This window comes from Pseudoalteromonas sp. SR44-2 (genome assembly GCF_014163745.1).
Classification (GTDB): Bacteria; Pseudomonadota; Gammaproteobacteria; order Enterobacterales; family Alteromonadaceae; genus Pseudoalteromonas; species Pseudoalteromonas distincta.
The window spans coordinates 50,695-73,125 of sequence record NZ_JACJDW010000009.1 but is presented as its reverse complement, the minus strand read 5'-3'; the positions used below and the strand labels follow the sequence as shown (position 1 = coordinate 73,125).

Annotated in this window: 20 protein-coding genes; 3 read left to right on the top strand and 17 right to left on the bottom strand. The window is 39.4% G+C overall.

The genetic code is table 11. From position 1 onward, the window contains the following. Window positions 1–21: 21 nt before the first annotated feature. The 7 genes from H5115_RS07735 to rplU all read right to left on the bottom strand — a co-directional run bounded on the left by H5115_RS07735 (window position 22) and on the right by rplU (window position 4,861). Entirely contained in the window at window positions 22–495 is a 474-nt protein-coding gene (locus H5115_RS07735; RefSeq protein WP_024594812.1) for a peroxiredoxin, read from the bottom strand. 130 nt (window positions 496–625) lie between these two features. Next, window positions 626–1,510: a UTP--glucose-1-phosphate uridylyltransferase GalU gene (gene galU / locus H5115_RS07730; protein ID WP_024594811.1), complete on the bottom strand. Its 885-nt coding sequence runs from the start codon at window positions 1,508–1,510 to the stop codon at window positions 626–628. A gap of 448 nt (window positions 1,511–1,958) precedes the next feature. Further along, complete coding sequence (locus H5115_RS07725; protein ID WP_024594810.1) at window positions 1,959–2,336, bottom strand: DUF3718 domain-containing protein; 378 nt, start codon at window positions 2,334–2,336, stop codon at window positions 1,959–1,961. Window positions 2,337–2,414: 78 nt separating this feature from the next. Next, on the bottom strand, window positions 2,415–2,906 hold the full coding sequence (gene folA, locus H5115_RS07720) for a type 3 dihydrofolate reductase (RefSeq protein WP_138489689.1): 492 nt from the start codon (window positions 2,904–2,906) through the stop codon (window positions 2,415–2,417). Window positions 2,907–2,979: 73 nt separating this feature from the next. Then, on the bottom strand, window positions 2,980–4,137 hold the full coding sequence (gene cgtA, locus H5115_RS07715) for an Obg family GTPase CgtA (protein WP_002957746.1): 1,158 nt from the start codon (window positions 4,135–4,137) through the stop codon (window positions 2,980–2,982). Between the two features lie 138 nt (window positions 4,138–4,275). Further along, window positions 4,276–4,533: a 50S ribosomal protein L27 gene (gene rpmA, locus H5115_RS07710; RefSeq protein WP_002957747.1), complete on the bottom strand. Its 258-nt coding sequence runs from the start codon at window positions 4,531–4,533 to the stop codon at window positions 4,276–4,278. A gap of 16 nt (window positions 4,534–4,549) precedes the next feature. Continuing rightward, window positions 4,550–4,861 carry a 50S ribosomal protein L21 gene (rplU, locus tag H5115_RS07705; RefSeq protein WP_002957748.1) on the bottom strand — a complete coding sequence of 104 codons (312 nt, stop codon included), beginning with the start codon at window positions 4,859–4,861 and terminating at the stop codon, window positions 4,550–4,552. Between the two features lie 422 nt (window positions 4,862–5,283). Here rplU and ispB point away from each other — a divergent pair, with 422 nt between their 5' ends. Next, window positions 5,284–6,255 (top strand): octaprenyl diphosphate synthase, encoded by a 972-nt coding sequence (gene ispB, locus H5115_RS07700; RefSeq protein WP_024596483.1) that lies wholly within the window; start codon window positions 5,284–5,286, stop codon window positions 6,253–6,255. A gap of 247 nt (window positions 6,256–6,502) precedes the next feature. Here ispB and mdh read toward each other — a convergent pair whose 3' ends face one another. After that, on the bottom strand, window positions 6,503–7,435 hold the full coding sequence (mdh, locus tag H5115_RS07695) for a malate dehydrogenase (protein WP_002957751.1): 933 nt from the start codon (window positions 7,433–7,435) through the stop codon (window positions 6,503–6,505). A 225-nt stretch (window positions 7,436–7,660) separates the two neighbouring features. Between mdh and argR the strand changes: the two genes are divergently transcribed. Next, window positions 7,661–8,128 (top strand): transcriptional regulator ArgR, encoded by a 468-nt coding sequence (gene argR, locus H5115_RS07690; RefSeq protein WP_002957753.1) that lies wholly within the window; start codon window positions 7,661–7,663, stop codon window positions 8,126–8,128. A 7-nt stretch (window positions 8,129–8,135) separates the two neighbouring features. Here argR and H5115_RS07685 read toward each other — a convergent pair whose 3' ends face one another. The 4 genes from H5115_RS07685 to H5115_RS07670 are packed head-to-tail and all read right to left on the bottom strand — an operon-like array spanning window position 8,136 to window position 12,769. Continuing rightward, on the bottom strand, window positions 8,136–9,035 hold the full coding sequence (locus H5115_RS07685) for a Dyp-type peroxidase (protein ID WP_182754597.1): 900 nt from the start codon (window positions 9,033–9,035) through the stop codon (window positions 8,136–8,138). A gap of 48 nt (window positions 9,036–9,083) precedes the next feature. Further along, the gene (locus H5115_RS07680) at window positions 9,084–10,133 is read right to left on the bottom strand and encodes an ABC transporter ATP-binding protein (protein ID WP_024597753.1); all 1,050 of its coding nucleotides are present in this window, start codon (window positions 10,131–10,133) and stop codon (window positions 9,084–9,086) included. Further along, a complete protein-coding gene (locus tag H5115_RS07675) occupies window positions 10,134–11,765 on the bottom strand; it encodes an iron ABC transporter permease (RefSeq protein WP_182754595.1) in 1,632 nt (543 codons plus the stop codon). It abuts the gene before it with no gap. Then, entirely contained in the window at window positions 11,765–12,769 is a 1,005-nt protein-coding gene (locus tag H5115_RS07670; RefSeq protein WP_182754577.1) for a Fe(3+) ABC transporter substrate-binding protein, read from the bottom strand. Before H5115_RS07670 ends, H5115_RS07675 begins: the two co-directional genes overlap by 1 nt. Before the next feature lie 939 nt (window positions 12,770–13,708). On the opposite strand from H5115_RS07670, the gene H5115_RS07665 reads away from it, so the two are divergent. Then, window positions 13,709–14,224: a hypothetical protein gene (locus tag H5115_RS07665; protein ID WP_182754576.1), complete on the top strand. Its 516-nt coding sequence runs from the start codon at window positions 13,709–13,711 to the stop codon at window positions 14,222–14,224. A gap of 10 nt (window positions 14,225–14,234) precedes the next feature. Here H5115_RS07665 and H5115_RS07660 read toward each other — a convergent pair whose 3' ends face one another. The 5 genes from H5115_RS07660 to pdhR form a co-directional block, all read right to left on the bottom strand. Next, window positions 14,235–14,915, bottom strand: coding sequence for a tRNA-uridine aminocarboxypropyltransferase (locus tag H5115_RS07660; RefSeq protein WP_024594643.1), 681 nt, complete (start codon window positions 14,913–14,915; stop codon window positions 14,235–14,237). A gap of 137 nt (window positions 14,916–15,052) precedes the next feature. Then, window positions 15,053–16,477: a dihydrolipoyl dehydrogenase gene (gene lpdA / locus H5115_RS07655; RefSeq protein WP_002957761.1), complete on the bottom strand. Its 1,425-nt coding sequence runs from the start codon at window positions 16,475–16,477 to the stop codon at window positions 15,053–15,055. Window positions 16,478–16,682: 205 nt separating this feature from the next. After that, window positions 16,683–18,599 carry a pyruvate dehydrogenase complex dihydrolipoyllysine-residue acetyltransferase gene (gene aceF, locus H5115_RS07650; RefSeq protein ID WP_182754574.1) on the bottom strand — a complete coding sequence of 639 codons (1,917 nt, stop codon included), beginning with the start codon at window positions 18,597–18,599 and terminating at the stop codon, window positions 16,683–16,685. 10 nt (window positions 18,600–18,609) lie between these two features. Next, entirely contained in the window at window positions 18,610–21,276 is a 2,667-nt protein-coding gene (gene aceE, locus H5115_RS07645; protein WP_182754572.1) for a pyruvate dehydrogenase (acetyl-transferring), homodimeric type, read from the bottom strand. Window positions 21,277–21,366: 90 nt separating this feature from the next. After that, window positions 21,367–22,116 carry a pyruvate dehydrogenase complex transcriptional repressor PdhR gene (gene pdhR, locus H5115_RS07640; RefSeq protein ID WP_002957764.1) on the bottom strand — a complete coding sequence of 250 codons (750 nt, stop codon included), beginning with the start codon at window positions 22,114–22,116 and terminating at the stop codon, window positions 21,367–21,369. Window positions 22,117–22,431: the final 315 nt, after the last annotated feature.

The following is a 22,431-nucleotide window of genomic DNA, read 5'->3' as shown; positions in this document are numbered from 1 at the left end:
AAAATCTACACTTTATTACTGTTATAGCTTCTCTAGTACTGATTCTGCGCGGCTTACAACAAACTCTTTGTCTTGTTCTACAAATAAACCTGTTACTAGCGCATTTTCAATAATCATAGCGTAACGCGTTGAACGTATACCACCAAAACTAGCAGTATCTTTATCAAGCCCTAACGATTTAGTGAAACTTCCATCGCCATCCCCAAGCATTGTAATTTCTTGCGCGTTTTGTGAGTCACCCCATGCTTTCATAACAAATGCATCATTAACAGATACACAGTAAATAGCATCAACACCTTTTGCTTTAATTTTATCAGCAAGGGTAATAAACTCAGGTAAATGGGCATTTGAACACGTTGGAGTAAACGCACCAGGTACTGCAAATAACACGACTTTTTTACCTTCAAACAATTCTTTATTTGTAAGAGATTGCATACCGTCGTCAGTTAATTGCGTTAACGTCACTGCTGGTAATTCTTGGCCTTGCTCAATCATGGTAATTCCTTGAAAAGATTAATACAGAATAAGTAACAATCGTACTACGTAGCCTACTACTAGGTATAAAAAGTACGGCTAACTTAGTAGCTCAAAATAGCCTACCATAGAACGAAGAATACGCGCTGTATTAAGGTAAATTCAAATCATTTATAAAACTTGAAAAATCATTACCTAGCTTTTCATCTCGCAGACTGTACTCAACAATTGCTTTTAAGTAACCTAACTTATCTCCACAATCGTGAGAGCGACCACTCATATGAAATGCTTCAACGGTTTCTTGTGCCATTAATGCGTCAATAGAATCTGTAAGTTGTATTTCACCGCCAGCACCTACAGACGTTTTTGCAAGTAGAGGCCAAATATTCTTACTCAGTACATATCGCCCTACAACAGCTAGATTAGAAGGCGCTAAATCTGCATCAGGTTTTTCAACCATTGCTTTAATTGCAGCACTTTTACCTGGCATTAACTCAACACCGTTTATATCAGCAATACCATATTTACTAACGTCTTCTTTAGCTACCGGCTCAAGCATTATTTGGCTTGCTTGAGTTTCTTTAAAGCGTTTAATCATGGCCGCTAAGTTTTCAGTTTCTTGATCCGCAGTATAGGCATCAAGTATCACATCTGGCAGGAGCACAACAAAGTTGTTATCACCAACTATTGGTTTAGCGCATAAAATAGCATGTCCAAGCCCTTTAGCTTCACCTTGGCGTACACTCATAATAGTTACATCATTTGGACAAATAGAGCGAATTTCATCTAATAAAGCTCGTTTAACACGCTTCTCAAGAGTCGCTTCTAGTTCATAACTTGTATCAAAGTGGTTTTCGATTGCATTTTTAGAGCTATGCGTAACTAACACAATATCTTTAATACCAGCGGACACACATTCGCTGACAATATATTGAATTAGAGGCTTATCGACTATTGGGAGCATTTCTTTTGGGATAGCTTTTGTCATAGGGAGCATTCTCGTCCCTAAGCCAGCTACTGGAATTACAGCTTTCATATCTGTCCTTAGTGATTAAGTTTGTAAATAATATCAATTCACTTAATTAAGTGATCTATTTTTAGGATGGAAAAACGTCTTGATAGCTAGGCAAAAAATTCGCTACTTAGTTGTTCTAAATGAGAATTTTTTAACACAGGTGCGACACATTTAGCCCCGCAAAATAATTAAGTATTATTGCGTATTGGTACAAACTAGCAGATACAAAATAGATACCAGCTGAATAAAGTTACCTCTTTTGAAGAAGTAAATTTGAAGCTGTTTATTAAACAGAGACTCTACATTTTTGGTTATTTAAAATGAGCAGGTAAGTTATGAAGTTTATTAATGATTTTGTTGTGGGGTGAGATTACATTAGCTAAACGAAAAAAGCCTGGGTTTGCTATAAATAACAAACCCAGACCAATAAATTTCTAACTAAAGGTCGCGTTACAAAACCTTTTTATAATTAAAGACCTGCACGCTCTTTAATTACTGCAATAAGCGGTGAGCTGGCAAAATTCCCTTCAGCCCAAGCAATATCAGCACCATCTGTTAACGCACTTTTTGATAAGTTTTTAACTATATACTCACCAGTATCTACTGCATTACTAGCAACAGCATGACGTAATAAGTTATTACCATTACATTGTACTGCATCATAAATATTACGAATTTTTACACGAGAGCTTTTAAGCTTGCTGCGTAATCGGTTTTTATCGTCTGCCGCAATATATTCACAAATAGATACTGCTAATTGATCTTCAGCATTTACAGGTGCTGTATACGAAAACGAACTAACAGCTACAACGGCAGTAAGTGCAACTAGCTTTGGTAATTTAAACATGACAAACCCTTTATAATACTTTGTTCTTATATAGACTATCGAATATTATATCAATCTATCAAAATTTACGCAATAATGTTAACGTTCTTTATATAAAGTTACGAATTTATAACTAGATAAATTCTTGTCATCCGGATGGTTTTCTTGCTCTTCTTTCACGTACCAATTAGCAACTTTATTGTAATCAGGAAACTGTGTATCGCCTTTAACATCTAAATCAATAAAAGTTAGATACAGGCGCTCTGCTTTTGGTAAAAATTGCTCATAGATATTACCACCACCAATAATCATTACTTCTTCAGCAGTAGCAACGAGTTCTAATGCGGCATCTGGCGTAGTTACTACTTCAATACCCTGTGCAGTATATTCGCTGTTTCGAGTAATAATAATATTACGGCGCCCAGGTAATGGACGGCCTATAGACTCAAAAGTTTTACGACCCATGATCACAGGCTTACCCGTAGTGACCTTTTTAAAATGCTGAAGATCTGCAGGTAAATGCCATGGCATTTTATTATCTAGACCAATTACACGGTTATTTGCCATTGCTGCTATCATTGAAATTATCATAATAAACACCTAGTACTTTATTCTTAAACAAAGAAAAAGGAGCATAAGCTCCTTTTTAGTAAATTCTATTTAATTAACGCTCGTAGACAACTTCTACGTCGTAATCATCTTCATCCCAGTCATCCCAATCATCATCATTGCCCTTACCTTTAGTGGCTTTTTCATGATAGGTATCCCACTTAAATTCAACTTCTTCATCTTCCACTTGTACAAACTTCTCTTTAGGCATGCTATCAAGTAGTGTCATTATGTTGTGGATTAATGGTTGAGTGTTAAGTTTATTAATTGCTGAAATGTGATAGATATTTTCAGTTTCGCCCAGCTCTTCTGCAATCGATTCGCATAACGCTTTTGCTTCATCCTCTGGTAATAAATCTATTTTGTTAAATACTAACCAGCGTGGCTTCTCAGCTAATTTAGGGCTGTATTGGTGCAGTTCGTTAATAATCGAAAACGCATTATCAACAGGGTTTGAACCATCTACCGGCATTACATCAATAATGTGTAATAACACACGACAACGCTCTAAATGTTTCAAAAAGCGAATACCTAGGCCTGCGCCATCAGATGCACCTTCAATTAGACCCGGAATATCGGCTATAACAAATGATTTATTTGCTTCAGGACGTACTACACCTAAATTAGGAATAAGCGTCGTGAATGGGTAATCAGCTACTTTTGGTCTTGCTGCAGATACACTGCGGATAAACGTAGATTTACCGGCATTTGGTAATCCAAGTAAACCAACATCAGCTAATAATAGTAACTCTAATTTTAAGTTACGTACTTCACCTGGTGTGCCTAATGTTTTTTGACGAGGTGCTCGGTTAGTACTTGATTTAAAACGCGCATTCCCCAAGCCGTGGAAACCACCTTTTGCAACCAAAATTCGTTGACCATGTTGCGTTAAATCGCCAAGTCCCTCTTGGGTATCAACATCCATGATGCGCGTGCCTACAGGCACCATAACAAATAAGTCATCAGCTTTTCGGCCTGTACAGTTACGGCTACGACCGTTAGTACCACGTTCAGCTCTATGGAAGCGCTCAAACTGATAATCAATTAAGGTATTTAAGTTTTCATCAGCTTGTAGATAAACACTACCACCGTCTCCACCGTCACCGCCGTCTGGTCCACCATCTGGAACATATTTTTCACGACGGAAAGACACGATGCCGCTGCCACCGTCTCCAGCTTCTGCGCGAATTTCTACTTCATCTACAAACTTCATGATTACTCACTTTAGGGATTGGCTTGTTTAATAACTCTATTATATACCCAAGCCAGCACAAATGCAGGCTTGGGTATATATTGGCTGACTACAAAACAAAAAACCCCGCAAAGGCGGGGTTTTTAACTACCTTACTGATTACTCAGTTACGATAGTTACGTATTTACGGTTTAAAGGACCTTTTTGTTCAAACTGAACTTTACCATCTGCTTTTGCGAAGATAGTGTGGTCTTTACCGATACCTACGTTAGTACCAGGGTGGAAACGAGTTCCACGCTGACGAACAATGATGCTACCCGCTAGAACTGATTCGCCACCAAAACGCTTAACACCTAGGCGTTTGCTTTCTGAATCGCGACCGTTACGAGTACTACCAGCTGCTTTTTTATGTGCCATTTCTAAGTACCTCTAATTAAGCGCTAATGCTAGTGATTTTAACTTCAGTGAACCATTGACGATGGCCCATTTGCTTACGAGAATGCTTACGGCGTCTAAATTTAACAACCTTAATCTTCTCACCGCGACCATGTGAAACAACCTCAGCTGTTATCTTGCCACCGTTTACGAACGGTACACCGATCTCGATTTTCTCACCATCAGCAACTAAAAGTACTGAATCAAATTCTACTGCCGCACCAGTTTCAACGTCTAATTTTTCAAGACGAATCGTTTGACCTTCAGTCACACGATGCTGTTTACCACCACTTTGGAAAACCGCGTACATAATTAACTCCGTCTGTGCACCCTCAAATCGGCGCAACTAAAATATTCTTCGATAGGGCGCGAAGTTTACGCTAACGCGAAATAACTAGCAAGCCTATTTTGTAATTAAAATGAATAAAAAGTAGCTGCTTTGAGAGCAATTCAATATTTACCCCATTTTATATTAATTGGCCCTTTTGCCAAGCGCTTTTTAACTCTTAGCCGAAATAAATTAATGTACTCAAATATGACCCTCACAGCTCAATATCTAAGCACACCATAAACTGTATATTGATTATCAATTAATCAGTTATCTTGGCTAATTCAGTCTAAATTAAGTACTTTAATAGTGTTTTTTCAATCAATCGTCACAAAATATCGAGCTAGTGCATTTTTTGTTGTACAATCTGCGCCGTTCACACATAAAAATTGGCTCGGAGATCAATGGATATAAAAGCTATCCAGGCGTTAATCGAAAGCGATATGAATGACGTCAATCAACTTATACATGCGCAAATGCGCTCAGATGTGGCGTTAGTTAATCAGCTTGGTTTATATATAGTTAGCAGTGGCGGCAAACGCGTTCGTCCAATGCTGGCTATTTTAGCAGCCAAAGCGCTCGGTTATCAGGGTAAAGATCACATAACACTTGCAACAATTGTTGAGTTTATCCATACAGCAACGCTATTGCATGATGATGTTGTAGATGAATCAAACTTACGACGTGGCACGCCTACAGCAAATGCTGAATTTGGTAATGCTGCTAGCGTATTGGTTGGTGACTTTATTTACACTCGCTCATTTCAGCTTATGGTTGGCCTTGGAAAAATGCAGATTATGCAAGTACTTGCCGATGCAACAAACATTATTGCTGAAGGTGAAGTATTGCAGCTGATGAACTGCAATGACCCAGATACGACTGAAGCCAGCTATATGCAGGTTATTTACTCTAAAACGGCTAAATTATTTGAAGCAGCTACAGGCCTTGCTGCCATTATCACAGAGCAAGACCAAGCGACACTTGATGCACTAAACCTATACGGTATGCATTTAGGTACTGCGTTTCAACTAGTAGATGACGTACTCGATTACAATGCAGATGCTGAGCAGCTAGGTAAAAACATTGGCGATGATTTAGCTGAAGGCAAACCAACCCTTCCGCTTATTTATGCTATGCAACATGGTAGCGAGCAGCAAACACAGCTTATTCGTGATGCAATAGAGCACAGTAATGGTATGGAGCATTTAGAGGAAATTTTAACTGCACTAAAACAAACTAATGCGCTTGAGTTTACAATGCAAAAAGCAGAGCTTGAGGCCGAAAAAGCCATTGCCTGTTTAGACTTTTTAGCTGAGTCTGACTATAAGCAAGCACTTATAAGCCTTGCCCGTATTGCGGTTGACCGCGACCACTAGTTTTAACTAGTTACACAGTGTGACATTAATTCTGAGCAATAAAAAAGCCTGCAAATGCAGGCTTTTTTATATACCAATTTTATCAAAACATTAAGCATTCTTTCGGGCTAAATAACTCATTAGCTGCGTTAAATATTATTTATATAGAACAACTATACATCGTAGTATTTGCCTTGCTAACGAGCTATTTATCCATCGTAATAACTGCTCATTTATTTAATGCTATTGGTATCGCTCAAACCGGCTATTACGCCATGAAATCAACACCTTCTTTGATGTCTTTTTTCAGAGTTTCAAGCATGTCATTTTTTGCTTTTGTTTCAAATGCGCTTAGTTCGCCGTAAGAAAGAATTTCTTCTACTCCGTTTTTACCTAAACGTACTGGATGTGCAAAGTACTCTGCATCGCCATTTTCAACAGCAACGTAAGCGTAATCTACAACTTCTTCACCTTGTAGGCCTTTAACTAAAGACATACAAAAACGAGCTGCAGCAGCACCCATAGATAGCGTAGCTGAACCACCGCCTGCTTTAGCATTTACAACTTCAGTACCCGCATTTTGGATACGTGGAGTAAGTGCAGCAACTTCTTCATCAGTGAAAGAAACACCTTCAACTTGAGAAAGTAGAGGCAGAATAGTTGTGCCTGAGTGACCACCAATTACTGGTACTTTTACAGTTGCTACGTCTACGCCTTTAAGTTCAGCAACAAATGCTTCTGAACGAATAACGTCAAGCGTAGTAATACCGAATACGCGTTTAGCGTCGTAAGTACCTGCTTTTTTGAATACTTCAGCAACAATTGGAACTGTGCCATTTACTGGGTTAGTAATAATACCTACTAACGCTTTAGGACAGCTGGCAACAATGCCTTCTGCTAACGTTTTGATGATGCCAGCATTTACATTGAATAAATCAGCACGATCCATACCTGGTTTACGCGGCATACCCGCTGGGATAAGAACGATGTCAGAGCCTTCAAGCGCTTTATTTAAATCGTCTGCGCCAAAGCCTGCAACTTTAACATCTGTTGGGATGTGAGAAAGGTCAACCGCAACACCTGGTACTACTGGTGCAACATCATAAAGTGATAATTCAGAGCCAGCTGGTAAGCCTGTTTTTAATAATAAAGACAACGCTTGGCCGATACCGCCTGCAGCACCTAATACAGCAACTTTCATTGGAATTCTCCGTAATTTGAGGTAGGAAACATTTGTGGCTCTTAAGATAATGAAATTAGCGACTAAAAACAAATTTATCCTGTCTATTTCAAGTATATTTTCGACCATAGTCGTAAACTTATGTGATTTAACGCATCAAACTGGCAAGTTAACTAAACAACTGCTGCATAATTATTCATTTTTGTGTAGAATTTGCGGCATAAATAACAAAAACGAATAAAGACTATGCAACCACAAGATAAACAAGAAGCACTGGTAAAAGCATTTAAATCACTATTAAAAGAAGAAAATTTTGGCTCTCAAGGCGAAATAGTTGATGCGTTAAAAGATCAAGGTTTTGACAATATAAGCCAAAGTAAAGTATCACGCATGTTAAGTAAGTTTGGCGCTGTACGCACACGTAATGCCAAACAAGAAATGGTTTACTGCTTACCTGCTGAAATGGGTGTACCTACGGCTAAAAGCCCATTACGCCAATTAGTAATCGACATTATGCACAACGAAATGATGATCATCATTCGTACCAGCCCAGGTGCTGCTCAGCTTATTGCACGTTTATTAGATTCATTAGGTAAAGCAGATGGCGTACTAGGAACAATTGCAGGCGACGATACTATTTTTATCGCTCCTGCTAAAATATCTGAAATAGATGTAACACTTGAACGCGTTCGCATTTTATTTGATACGGTTTAATAGCAAATTAAATTTGTTTTAAAAACCCTATTGAAGGTGCAAAGAAAGCAGAGCCCATATCGGCTTGAGTAAAATCAAGCCAGTGGTCGTAGCAATCCCCTTCCCCTAAACGACTATTAAGTACTTTTTCAAATGCGGTGCCCGTACAAGCGCATGTAATTGATAACATTCCCTGCTCATACACGTCGCCATAAGGCATGCTTTGATTTAATAGTAGCGGTTGTCCGTCTTCGTCTTTTAGCTCACTTCGCGAAGCATGGCTGGTTTCGATCGCTGGGGTAATTAGCGTGTTATCAAGACGCGTACGTCCCATTATTTGCTCTTGCTCACTCAATGATAAATGCTGCCACATAGTTAAATCATGTTTATAACGCTGAACATGAATATAACTCCCCTGATCTTCAAAGCTATCAGGGTTGCTGATTAAAGCCGTAGCGCGCTTTTTTCTTCCATGTGCGGTGTCGCCACCATAAATAAAACCGTTAAAATCACGACCATCTAAAAAGCGAAAATTCCGAATTTGCTCCACCAGCTCTACATCGGGGGCAAATAATTTTAAAATTTGCAGCGCAAATAAATGGTTAACGTCTTCACGGTCAGAGCGAATTTGCACAAATAAATCGCACGGTTGTACGCTCATTTGGTGATCGCTATGGGTTATATTGGGAAAGCTCTGTAATTCGCTTGGAATGTATTCAGGGAGGATATGCGGCCAGTATTGCGCACCAATAGCAACCATACAAGAGAGCATTGATTCTGAAAATTGATCGCTAAACTCTTCTTCTATAGCGCTTACTTGTTTTAACTTTGCGCGAAGTGATTCGTCTTGACCATCAAACACATTAAAAAATAAGTGCAAACCGTGTAAGTTTGCTTCAGCACAAATCCCTGATTGCGCTTGCGCCATTGTTATTCCTTAGTTTTACAGATAAAAACACAGCGAATAACAAATTAATTACGATTCGAAAAAATTCACCGTGTGAGGTTTTATTTTTATTATAACCTGATCATTATTTTCAAATGACTGGCCATATTGTGCAGCAACTTCAATTTCTTGTTCATCAATAACAAGCGAATAAACATACGCCGAACCAATAAAGCGACGACTTATGATTGTAGCTCGCTTGCTGAATTTGTCACTTTGGTTATCTGCCACTAATTCTATTTGATGAGGGCGCACATATATAAGCCCTGCACTTACATTATGCTTACTCTCAACATAAGATTCGACTAAACCAAATGGTGTTTTATATTCAGTTGCGGTTAACACTTCTGCGCTTAAGTATATGCCCTGACCCAGAAACTCTGCAACCTCCTTTGAACACGGAGATGCAAAAAGCTGCTCAGGCGTGCCTTGTTGCTCAATTTTACCGCGATGCATAATGGCAAGTGTATCTGAAAACGCAAACGCCTCTTCTTTTGAGTGTGTAACAAACACAGCAGATACTTGAGTTGCCTTAATAATTCGACGTATATCGGCAATTAATTCAAAGCGTACTTGTGTGTCGATGTTTGAAAAAGGCTCATCAAGGAGTAATAAACTAGGTTTATAAGCTAATGCACGAGCGATAGCGACGCGTTGCTGTTGGCCACCCGATAACTGATGTGGAAACCTGTCAGCACAGCCAATTAAATGCACAAGCTTAAGCATTTCATCAACGCGTTGCTGCTTTTGAGCTTTGCTCATATTACCAAGCCCAAATGCGATATTATTTGCCACCGTTAAATGCGGAAACAACGCATAATCTTGAAACATCATGCCGATGTTACGATGCTCAGGTGAGACAAACGATTGCTCATCACTCACTAATTTACCGTCTATAAAAATAGACCCTTGCTTGGCTTCAATTAAACCTGCAATCGCTTTTAATGTGGTTGTTTTGCCGCATCCACTCGCCCCGAGTAGGCAAACAATTTCGTCTTTACCCACTGTTAAATCTAAATCGTGAATAACCTTTGTGCCGTTATAGTGGTAGCTCACGCCTTGTAAAATTAAACTACTCATTTAACTACGCTGCTCCATAGAACGATTAATAAAATACAAAGGAATAAACCCAACAATAACAATAAATAATGCAGATATTGAAGCAAGCTCTAATTGCTCATCACTCACATACTGAAATACATGAGTAGCTAAGCTTTCAAAATTAAACGGTCTGAGCAATAGCGCAGCTGGTAACTCTTTCATACACTCAATAAATACCAATAAGGCAGCAGTGAGCAATCCTCTTCGCAGTAAAGGTAGGTGCACTAAACGCAGCGTTTGCCCTTGGCTTTTACCCATTGATTGGCTTGCCATATCAAGTGATGGACTAATACGTAAAAAACTCGACTCAATTGCTCCGTGTGCAATGGCGTAAAACCTAACAATATAAGCAATAATAATAGTAAGAATGCTACCTGTAAGCAGTAAGCCAATGTCTAAGTTATACTTCTCGAGTGCTGTGTTAATAGTGTTCTCTAACAATGTAAGAGGTAATAAAACCGCAATAGCGAGTACAGTTCCTGGCAATGCATAACCCGTGCTTGCTAAACGCCCAGGAATAAGCGGATACGCTTGCTTTGCAACACGCTGATAAAAAACCACAAAAACACTCAACGTAATGGTTATAACACTTACAACTCCTGCCACTTTTAAACTTTGCCAAGCGTAACTAAAAAACTCAACATTCCATGCTTTATCAAAGTAGGCAATGGCGTAATTTATAAGTACTGCAATAGGAATTACAAAAGCGATAAGTAAAATAAAGCTACAAAATGCCGTTGCGAGCCAAGCAGACTTTCCTTTTAATACATAGAGAGATTCGCTATTTACACTTGATTGTCGCTCAAATACCGCTTGGTTTCGGCGACTAAAACGCTCTGCCATTAATGCTAAAAATAACAGAAGTAACATCACACCCGATATTTTAGCGGCCGCTGTAAGTGAGTAATAACCAAACCACGTATCGTATACGGCGGTTGTTAATGTACTTACGGCAAAATAACTCACTGTTGCAAAGTCGGCCATGGTTTCCATACTAATAAGTGCAAGAGCCGCCACAATTGCCCCACGAGAGAGCACTAAACTGACTTTAAAAAAGCTTTGCCAAGGAGATAGCCCCATTAACTGGCTAGCTTGTACTAATTTGAATGACTGCTCGCGAAGGGCCGTTTTAAAAATTAAAAATAAATACGGGTAAAGCACCAAGGCAATCATAACGATGGCGCCGGGTAATGTACGTATATCAAAAAACCAATAGTCGCTAGGCGATTGCCAGCCAAACCATTCTCTCAGCGCTATTTGCACCGGGCCCGCATAATCTAATAAATCAGTGTATACATAGGCAATAATATAGGTGGGCATAGCAAGGGGTAGCATAAGTGCCCATTCAAACTGTTTTTTACCCGGGAAACTACAGTAAGCCGTTAGCCACCCAAGTGGCAAGGCTATGGCGCAGCTAAGGACGCAAACACCTAAAACTAACAATACGGTATTGGTTATGTAATCCCAAAGCACGGTATCCCACAGGTGAGAGAACACCTCAGAGCTACCTTGTAGAGATTCAAAAAGAAGAAAAAACAACGGGGCCGATAGTATTAAGCCAGTCGACCACGCAAAGAGCTGCCATTTAGACAGCTTAAATTTATTAGTCATTAAAGATCGAACTTCACCTCATCAATTAGCTTAAGTGCTAACGGACGATATTTACTAATCTCATCAAGTGGCAAGCTGTCTTCTTTAAAGCTACCCCAAGAGGCAACCAAAGCTGATAATTCAACACCCGACTTAACTGGATACTCCATATTTAATGAGGCATACATGTTTTGTGCTTTGCTGTCGGTCATATACTCTATGAGCTTTAATGCATTTTCAGGGTTTTTAGCGTATTTGGTAATAACCGCACCCGATACATTTATATGTGAGCCACGATTAACTTGATTCGGAAAGTTAATATTTACGGCCTCTGCCCAACCTTTTTGTTCTTTATCTTCTAGCATTTTGCCAAGGTAGTAACTATTACCTAATGCCAAGTTACATAAACCTTCTTTAACAGCTTTAACTTGAGCACGATCGTTACCTTGAGGCTTGCGTGCTAAATTAGCCTTAACACCTTCAAGCCACTCTTTAGTTTGCGCTTCACCATGGTGTGCAATCATAGAAGCCACTAAACCTAAATTATATGGATGTTTGCCAGAGCGCGTACAGATTTGTCCTTTGTATTTAGGGTCTGCTAAATCTTCATAAGTGAGCTTAGGTAACTCACCAACTCGCTCTTTTGATGAATACACATTACGCACTCGCTTAGTAAGCGCAACCCATTGGCCATCACCGTCACGAAAGGCGGCTGGAACATTATTATTTACACTGTCACTTTTTATAGTTTGTGTTAATTTTAAATCTTCTAATTGAATAAGCGCACTAAAGTTAGAGGTTAATACTAAATCAGCTTTACTGTGCTTGCCTTCGCGTTTAACACGCTCAATTAGCCCTTTTTTAGCAAAAACAACATTGGTTTTTATGCCTGTTTGCTTTGTAAAGTCTTCTAAAATTGGCTGAATTAAAAACGGTTGACGAAAAGAGTAGATGTTAACAACATCGTTTGCAAAGACTGGTGCCGATGCAACTACCCCTAAAACAAGTGCAAATACTTTCTTCATTATTCCACCTAAATAACTGTTATTATCAACGAATTCTACCGTGCTCATTCTAAAAGTGCACACTTTAAATAAATGTAAATATGTAAATAACGCCTAAAAAGGAAATACGGTGTAAGAGATGTCTTACGGATGTGACAGCTAATGAGTAAAAAACAAGATAAAAAACAACCTAAAAACAGTTAAGCACATGAATTATATGAAATTTATTTTTATTACTATTGCAAAAACACTAATTGAATGTAGTTTTATCTCTATTTTAGTTGCTCTATTGCACTATAATTTACGCATCAACCAAGCAATGACGCTTATTGAGTAAAAGGAAACGGACTGCTTACTCAACCAACCAATGATTAGGTTATCAGGACAACACGGATTTTAGGACAGGCTCAGGATGAGTATCACAACGCAATGTTGTAAAAAGGACAGCGTCAGGAAGATGCGAAAAGGATAACAACAAGGCTAAGTTGTTCAACAGGATGTTGAAGGAATAAATGGACAGGCCTTTAAGGCAACACAAGGGATTGGTTAAAACAAGGATACACTAGGAAGTGTAATTAAGGATTTGGTAATAGTATTTACCCTACAGGATGTTTAGGAATTAAAGGATACAGGCCCGGATGGTCTACATTACATAGAACTAAAAAGTAATATAGTAATAAACATGGATTAGTGAAAATTGGAGTTGATTAAGTTCAATTGCAGGATGCAGAAAATTAGAAGATTCCGCAAGCGCGCCTAGAGATAGAGCGCGCTTTTCTTTGTCTAAAATTTGGGTTGAGTAAAGCTCTGAGCAACTATCACTAATTTTTACTGAGTAATATATCGCATCCCTGCCAATCAATACTAAGACCTTAAAATACTTTACTTATATTTTAAATTTCGCTAAGTTTTTTACTAATTGCGCCGATAACTAAATAACGCAAGGATCATAAATACTCAATGGATATGAATTTTAACACATCTCAAAGTAATACCTTTTTATGTAAAGTATCAGACGCAAGTACAGCAAAACCAATTGGTGTATTTAGTGCCCAAACCCCCAACGAAAATCCGTATAAAGCTTTATTTAACCCCAAAGGTTATAACTTTTTAAATATGCCAATGAGTGAGTTTAAAAATATACTTAACGAAATTATTCAGTTAGAACGCGACATTCGTATTAGCAAGTGGGGTGAAGGTGCTCGACCTGATGAGTTTAGCTATCAACTTAATAGAATAGCAGACGCAATTGCAACGACTCAATTTAATGGCAAAATAGACATTAGCTGCTACTTTTTGAAACGAGTTGAAGAAGCAAAAGAAATGATTGGTGAAGACTGTATCTCGTTTATTCAAGTGCATAATAGTATAAGTCAATTGTATAATACTGTTTTACAATTAACATCTGAAGAAGGCTTCAGAGCAATTCAAAATAAAGCACTTGCTCACTTAAAAAATCAGCAAGCATTTGCTTAACTTCGTAAAATTAACCTTCTAGCGGTCGGCCTTTATTGCGCTTACCCAATAAATACGCATCACGAAACTTAATAAAATGCTGCTCTAATTTAGTCGATGCATCCATTTCGCCCGCAAGTGCTAATACCATAATAGCCACTTCAGCAGTGCCTAGTTGATGTGCATGAGGGGCTACACGTAATCGGTAATCAGATAGTTTATCAGCAGTAACAGAAAGTACAGGCAAGTTATCTAAATAAGGGCTTTTACGAATCATTTTCTTAGCTTCGCGCCACGTACCATCTAAGAATATAAATAGCGGCTTTTTACCTGATTCAATACTCACTTCTGTAATGGCTCTGCCCTCTTCTACATCTTCAGCGGGAAAGACGACCATAGGCTGATACTGCGAATCATTTATTAAAGCTAAAAGAGCAGGGTTAGGATCTGTTCTATCCCATCTAAATGCGTGGTTATCTGGCACTATTTCAGCAATTAAACGCCCTGTATTAGAAGGTTTAAAGCTTTCATTATGATACATCAGTAAGCATACAGCGGCCTTACAATCTGCATGCTCAACACCTTTACAAATACAGTAGTGCTTAGCAATCAGGCACTGTTCACAGCGATCTAATTTACCGCCTCGAGCATTAAACTCTCGACGAGATTCACTTATTTGTTGAGCGCGTAATGCTAAAACTGAGTTTTTCACTGTATTTACCTTCAATTAATTAAGCGCGCATTGTAACGACTTCTTGTTATTTAATCTTATATTTATCTAAGGTTAAAAATAGACATAAAAAAACCCAACCGAAGTTGGGTTTTTCAAGCAAATACTAAAAAGTTAAATTACTTCTTTTTAGCTGCTTTTTTGTTTGGTAAATCAGTGATTGAACCTTCAAAAATTTCAGCTGCAAGGCCGATTGATTCATTCAATGTTGGGTGAGCATGAATTGTAAGCGCTAAGTCTTCACCATCAGCACCCATTTCAATACCTAAACCGATTTCGCCAAGCATTTCGCCCGCGTTAATACCGATCATAGCACCACCGATTATACGGCCACTTTCTTTATCAAAGATAAGTTTAGTAGAACCTTCAGTACGAGCAGATGCAATTGCACGACCAGATGCTGCCCACGGGAATACCGCAGTTTCAACTTTTAAGCCTTGCTCTTTTGCTTCTTTCTCAGTAACACCTACCCAAGCGATTTCTGGGTCTGTGTACGCTATTGAAGGAATACATTTAGGGTCGAAGAAATGCTTCTGACCAGAAATAACTTCTGCAGCAACATGACCTTCATGAACCGCTTTATGCGCAAGCATAGGCTGTCCAACTAAGTCACCAATTGCAAAAATATGGCTTACGTTAGTACGTAATTGCTTATCAACATTAATAAAGCCACGCTCATCAACGTTTACGCCCGCTTTTTCAGCATCAAGTAAGTTACCGTTTGGAGTACGGCCAACCGCAACAAGTACTTTGTCGTAACGTACTGGTTCTGCTGGTGCGTTTTTACCTTCAAACGTTACGTATAAGCCGTCTTCTTTAGCTTCAACACCAACAACTTTAGTTGAAAGCATTACGTTGAATTTTTTGCTTACGTATTTTTGGTAAATTTTGATAATGTCTTTATCAGCTGCTGGTACTAATTGATCAGCAAATTCTACAACATCAATTGCAGAACCTAGCGCACGGTAAACCGTACCCATTTCAAGACCGATAATGCCACCACCCAATACAAGTAGTTTTTCTGGTACGTCTTTAAGTTCTAGTGCGCCAGTTGAATCAATTACACGGTCATCTTCTGGGATGAAAGGTAAGTTAACTGGTTTAGAACCTGCTGCAATAATCGCGTTATCAAACGTGATAGTTGTAGCGCCGTCTGCGCCTTCAACTACTAAAGTATTGCTGCCAGTGAATTTGCCGTATCCAGATACAACTTTCACTTTACGCATTTTGGCCATACCTTCTAGTCCACCAGTTAACTGGCCAACTACAGAATCTTTCCAAGTACGAACTTGATCAAGATCGATTTTTGGTGCGCCAAAAGTAACACCGTGAGATGACATTTCTGCTGCGTCATCAATCACTTTAGCTACGTGTAAAAGTGCTTTAGAAGGAATACAACCAACATTAAGACATACGCCACCTAATGTTTCGCGAGATTCTACTAATGTAACTTCTAAGCCCAAGTCAGCAGCACGGAAAGCCGCAGAATAACCACCAGGACCACCGCCTAGTACAACAACTTGAGTTTTTAATTCGTTGCTCATGCTTTTACCTTAATTGTTTGAACGGGACACTGCCCTAAAATTTAACTGCCATGTTTCTGCAAGGCAGAAAGAGTGAGCAGCGCACAAAGTGATGCAATTCGTACAAAGATTGTATCATTGCAAATGGTAAAAATCCCAGCTAAAAACAACTGGCTGGGATTTGATTCTATTTATTTTATTGCGTATACCAATTTTACTAAACTGGTTACATCACCAACTGGCGAATATCGCTCATGTAACTTGCAAGAGTCACAGTAAAGCGTGCAGCTAATGCTCCGTCAATAACCCTATGGTCGTATGACATAGACAGCGGAACCATTAGTTTTGGTTCAAACTCTTTGCCATTCCATTTAGGTTTCATTTCAGATTTAGATACACCTAAAATAGCAACTTCTGGCGCATTAACAATCGGCGTAAATGCCGTACCGCCGATACCGCCAAGGCTAGAGATAGTAAAACAGCCGCCTTGCATATCAGACGATGTAAGCTTACCGTCACGTGCTTTAACAGATACTTCCATTAGTTCACGTGATAATTCAATAATGCCTTTTTTATCAACATCTTTAAACACTGGCACTACTAAACCATTTGGCGTATCAACAGCAACACCAATGTTAATGTACTTCTTAAGAATTAAACTTTCGCCGTCGCTAGACAGTGAAGAGTTAAATGTTGGGAAGTCAGCGAGTGCTTTAGCCGCTGCTTTCATCACAAACACAAGTGGTGTGATTTTAACGCCAAGCTTTTTCTTCTCGCTAAGTGCATTTTGCTCTTTACGGAATACTTCAAGACTTGTGATATCAGCTTCATCAAACTGTGTAACATGTGGGATTTGTACCCAGTTACGGTGTAAGTTTTTACCTGATAGCTTTTGAATGCGAGACAGTTTTTTCTCTTCAATTTCGCCAAATTTAGCAAAATCTACTTTAGGCCATGGAATAAGACCAAGCTCACTACCACCTGCGCTACTACCTGCAGATAATTGACCAGATTCAACTTGCTTAACTAAGTTTTTAACGTAGTTTTGCACGTCTTCTTTAACTATACGGGCTTTGCGACCAGTGCCTTTAACGTTAGCTAGGTTAATACCAAACTCACGCGCTAAACGGCGAACAACGGGTGATGCATGAGCATACGCGCTGTTCTCTGTGAAGCTTTCATTACTTGCTTTTGCAGGTGCCGCTTGAGCCGGTGCTGACTCAGTTTTAGCCGCTGCTGCAGGTGCTGATTTTTCAGCTGGTGCAGATGCCGCTGGCGCACTGCCTGCAACTTCAAATACAAAAATTAATGAACCAGTCGATACTTTATCGCCTGCAGCTACTTTAATTTCTTTAACTGTACCTGCAAATGGAGCTGGTACTTCCATTGCAGCTTTGTCGCCTTCAACGTTTAAGATTGATTGATCTTCTGAAACCGTATCGCCAACGGCAACCATAATTTCAGTTACTTCAACTTCATCGCCACCAATATCAGGTACATTAACTTCTTTAGTGCTTGGTGCTGAACTTGCTGTTGAGCTCTCAGCTGGCGCTTCTACAGGAGCCGACTCTTTAGCCGGTGCTGCAGATTCACTTCCTGCTACTTCAAAAACAAACACTAACGAGCCAGTTTTAACTGTGTCGCCAGCGGCTACTTTAATTTCTTTAACTGTGCCGGCAAATGGAGCTGGAACTTCCATTGCTGCCTTGTCGCCTTCCACGTTTAAGATAGATTGCTCTTCTTCAACAGTGTCACCAACAGCAACCATGATTTCAGTTACTTCAACTTCATCATCTCCAATATCTGGTACCGTTACTTCTTTAATTGAAGAACCTGTAGAAGCAGCTGGTGCTGCATCTTCAGATTTGGCTGGAGCAGCGGCTGATGTATTTTTCTCATCAGTGCCTTCACTCTCGCCTTCAAACAAAAATACTAAAGAGCCTGTTGTAACGGTGTCGCCAACGTTAACTTTAATCTCTTTTACAGTCCCCGCTTGAGAAGCAGGTATTTCCATTGATGCTTTGTCGCCTTCAACATTTAGTAATGATTGGTCAACATCTACTTTATCGCCAACGCTTACTAATATTTCAGTTACTTCTACTTCATCGTCACCAATATCAGGTACTTTAATTTCAATACTCATTGCAAACCTCTTATGCGTACAGTGGGTTAAGTTTGTTAGTGTCGATGTTGAACTTTTTAAGTGCTTCAACAACTACTGACTTCTCAACTTCACCGCGTTTAGCAAGTTCAGATAACGTAGCAACAACAACGTAGCTTGCGTTAACTTCAAAGTGACGACGCAGGTTTTCACGGCTATCAGAACGACCGTAACCATCTGTACCTAACACTTTGTAGTTGCTGCTTGGAATGAATGAACGCGCTTGTTCTGCGTAGTTTTTCATGTAATCCGTTGCTGCAACAGTCACAGAGTCGTTTAATACGCTTGTGATAAATGCTGTTTTTTGCTCGCTTTCAGGATTAAGCATGTTGAAACGCTCAACATCTTGACCATCACGCGTTAGCTCATTGAAAGATGTTACTGAGTAAACATCTGATGCAATACCATATTCTTCGCTTAAGATTGAAGCAGCTTTGCGCACTTCAGTCATAATAGTACCTGAGCTTAATAGCTGTACGTTGGCTTTTTTACCTTCGTAACTTTCAAGCTTGTAAATACCTTTACGAATACCTTCTTCAGCGCCTTCTGGCATAGCTGGCTGATGGTAGTTTTCGTTCATAAGCGTTAGGTAGTAGTAAATATTTTCTTGGTCGTCACCGTACATACGACGAATACCGTCTTGTACAATAACTGCAACTTCAAACGCGTAAGTTGGGTCATAAGAAACACAGTTAGGAACCGTGTTTGCAAGAATGTGGCTGTGACCATCTTCGTGTTGTAAGCCTTCACCATTTAGCGTTGTACGACCCGCTGTAGCACCTAATAAGAAACCACGTGCTTGTTGATCGCCCGCCATCCATGCCATGTCGCCAACACGTTGGAAACCAAACATAGAGTAGTAAATGTAGAATGGGATCATTGGTAAATCGTTAGTGCTGTATGAAGTTGCAGCAGCAACCCATGACGACATTGCACCTAACTCATTGATACCTTCTTGCAATACTTGACCTGAAGTTGCTTCTTTATAGTAAGAAACAATATCACGATCCTGTGGCGTGTAGTTTTGGCCATGCGGATTGTAAATACCGATTTGACGGAATAAACCTTCCATACCAAATGTACGCGCTTCATCTGCAATAATTGGTACGATATTTTTACCAATGCCTTTATCTTTTAATAAGATATTAAGTGCACGAACAAAGCCCATAGTAGTAGATATATCACGCTTTTGCTCTTCAAGTAGTGGCTTAAATGCATCTACTTCTGGCAACGTAAGTTTTTCACTAAAACGTGGGATACGCTTAGGTGTGTAACCTTTAAGCTCATCACGACGCGCATGTAGGTACTTGTACTCTGGTGAACCTTTTTCAAGCTCTAGGTATGGTAATTCTTTTAATTGCTCTTCAGATACTAAGTCATCAAGACCAAGGCGTGAACGTAAATGTGCAACATGCGACATGTCCATTTTTTTCACTTGGTGCGCAATGTTTTTACCTTCAGCGGCTTCGCCCATGCCGTAACCTTTTACAGTTTTAGCAAGAATTACAGTTGGACGACCTTTTGTTTCTTCTGCTTTTTTAAATGCAGCAAATAGTTTTGATGGCTCATGACCACCACGCTTAAGCGCAAAAATTTCGTCATCTGTCATATCTGCAACAAGGGCAGCTGTTTCAGGGTAGCGACCAAAGAAATGCTCACGCACGTATGCACCATCTTTAGCTTTATAAGTTTGGTAATCGCCATCAATTGTTTCGTTCATCAATTGTAGTAATTTACCTGTTGTGTCTTTAGCAAGCAGAATATCCCAACCGCTGCCCCACACTAGTTTAATTACGTTCCAGCCAGCGCCTTTAAACAAGCCTTCTAACTCTTGAATGATTTTACCGTTACCCATAACTGGGCCGTCTAAACGCTGTAAGTTACAGTTAATTAAATAACAAAGGTTATCTAATTTTTCACGTGCAGCGAAAGAAATAGCACCACGTGATTCTGGCTCATCCATTTCACCGTCACCTAAAAACGCATATACACGTTGGTTTTTAGTGTCTTTTAAGCCACGACCATCTAAGTATTTTAAGAAGCGTGCTTGATAAATTGATGAAATAGGACCTAAGCCCATTGATACCGTAGGGAACTGCCAAAATTCAGGCATCAACTTAGGGTGTGGGTACGATGGTAAGCCTTCGCCATCAACTTCTTGGCGGAAGTTATCTAGTTGCGCAGCCGATAAACGACCTTCAACAAATGCTCGTGCGTAAATACCTGGAGAAATATGACCTTGGTAATAAACTAAGTCACCACCGTCTACCTCATTTGGTGCTTTAAAGAAGTGGTTAAAACACACTTCATAAAATGCAGCAGATGATTGGTAAGACGCCATATGGCCGCCTAAGTCGAGATCTTTTTTAGATGCACGTAGAACGATCATAATCGCGTTCCAACGTATAATTGAACGAATACGACGTTCAAGATTTACATCACCTGGGTAAGCAGGCTCTTGATCTACAGGAATAGTATTAACGTAGTTCGTGGTAATACCCGTTGGCATATCAACGCCGTCTAAACGGGCTTGCTCTAATACTTGCTCAAGTAAAAACTGAGCTCGTTCAACACCTTCTTCGCGCACAACTGATTCAAGAGCTTGTAACCACTCTTGTGTTTCTAGCGCGTCTACGTCAATTTTATTGACTTCAGACATATGGAGGTTTCCTTATGTTTAAAATACGAATATTGTTAATTTAATATCACAGCTACTTAATTTGTGTGTTCAAAGTAGTTATGTACTAACTTAATTTTGTTTAGTGCGTCTTAAACTACGTTCAATTCGCGAATGTTCTTTGCCTGCTTCAAGTAGTGCTTCTTCGATAAATGCTAAGTGCGCATTACTTGCTAAACGGGCTTGTTCTGGATTACCGTCAATAACGGCATCCATTAATAAACGCCTGTGTTGGGCTAACTGACTGCTAATATCTGACTTTTTTAATAGAACAGTTAAATTTTGCAATACATTTTGCTCAAGCAGCGCTTTCATACCTCTAACTAAATGCAGTAACACCACATTGTGCGAGGCTTCTGCCACGCTAAAGTGAAATGCATTAATTGCTTTTGCTTTTTGCTGTAAATCATCATTAACTAAGGCAATTTCATCAAAGCTTTGTTTTACTTTGCTAAAATCGTTGCTGGTCCCGCGCAGTGCTGCGTAGTAAGCAGCAATCCCTTCTAATGCATGACGAAATTCAAGTAAATCAAACTGCGACTCAGGGTGCTTACTAATCAAATCAAAAAGTGGATCTGTAAGCCCTTCTTCGAGCTGATTTTTTACAAACGTGCCGCCACCTTGGCGACGCGTAACTAAACCTTTCGCTTCTAATTTTTGAATTGCCTCACGCAGTGACGGGCGAGACACTTCAAACTGCTTTGCTAGTTCACGCTCTGGTGGCAACTTTTCACCTGGTGCTAACGAGCCTTCAAGAATCATATTCTCAAGTTGCTGTAAAATAACATCAGATAATTTTGCTGCTTTAATCTTTAAAGACATGAATCAACGTCCGCGTTGTATAAATACCAAGAGCCCATAAAACGGGGCTTTAAGTAGTATGATTTACCCAAAAGGTAAATTGGTCATACCAAAAATTTTCAATACGGTATCAAAAACACTATTAGCTGTCAATTTACAGGTAGTTTGAGCAATTAAAGTAGCGTAACGCATTTTGAACGAAGATCAAACAATGCGCAATTTGCAAAAATTGCTATAACGTATTTGGGATGAAAACAATTGGTCTGACCAGAATGAATTAGAATATTAGCTCTATTTTATTGAATTTAAAAACTGCAGGAAGAGATTAAAGCACCT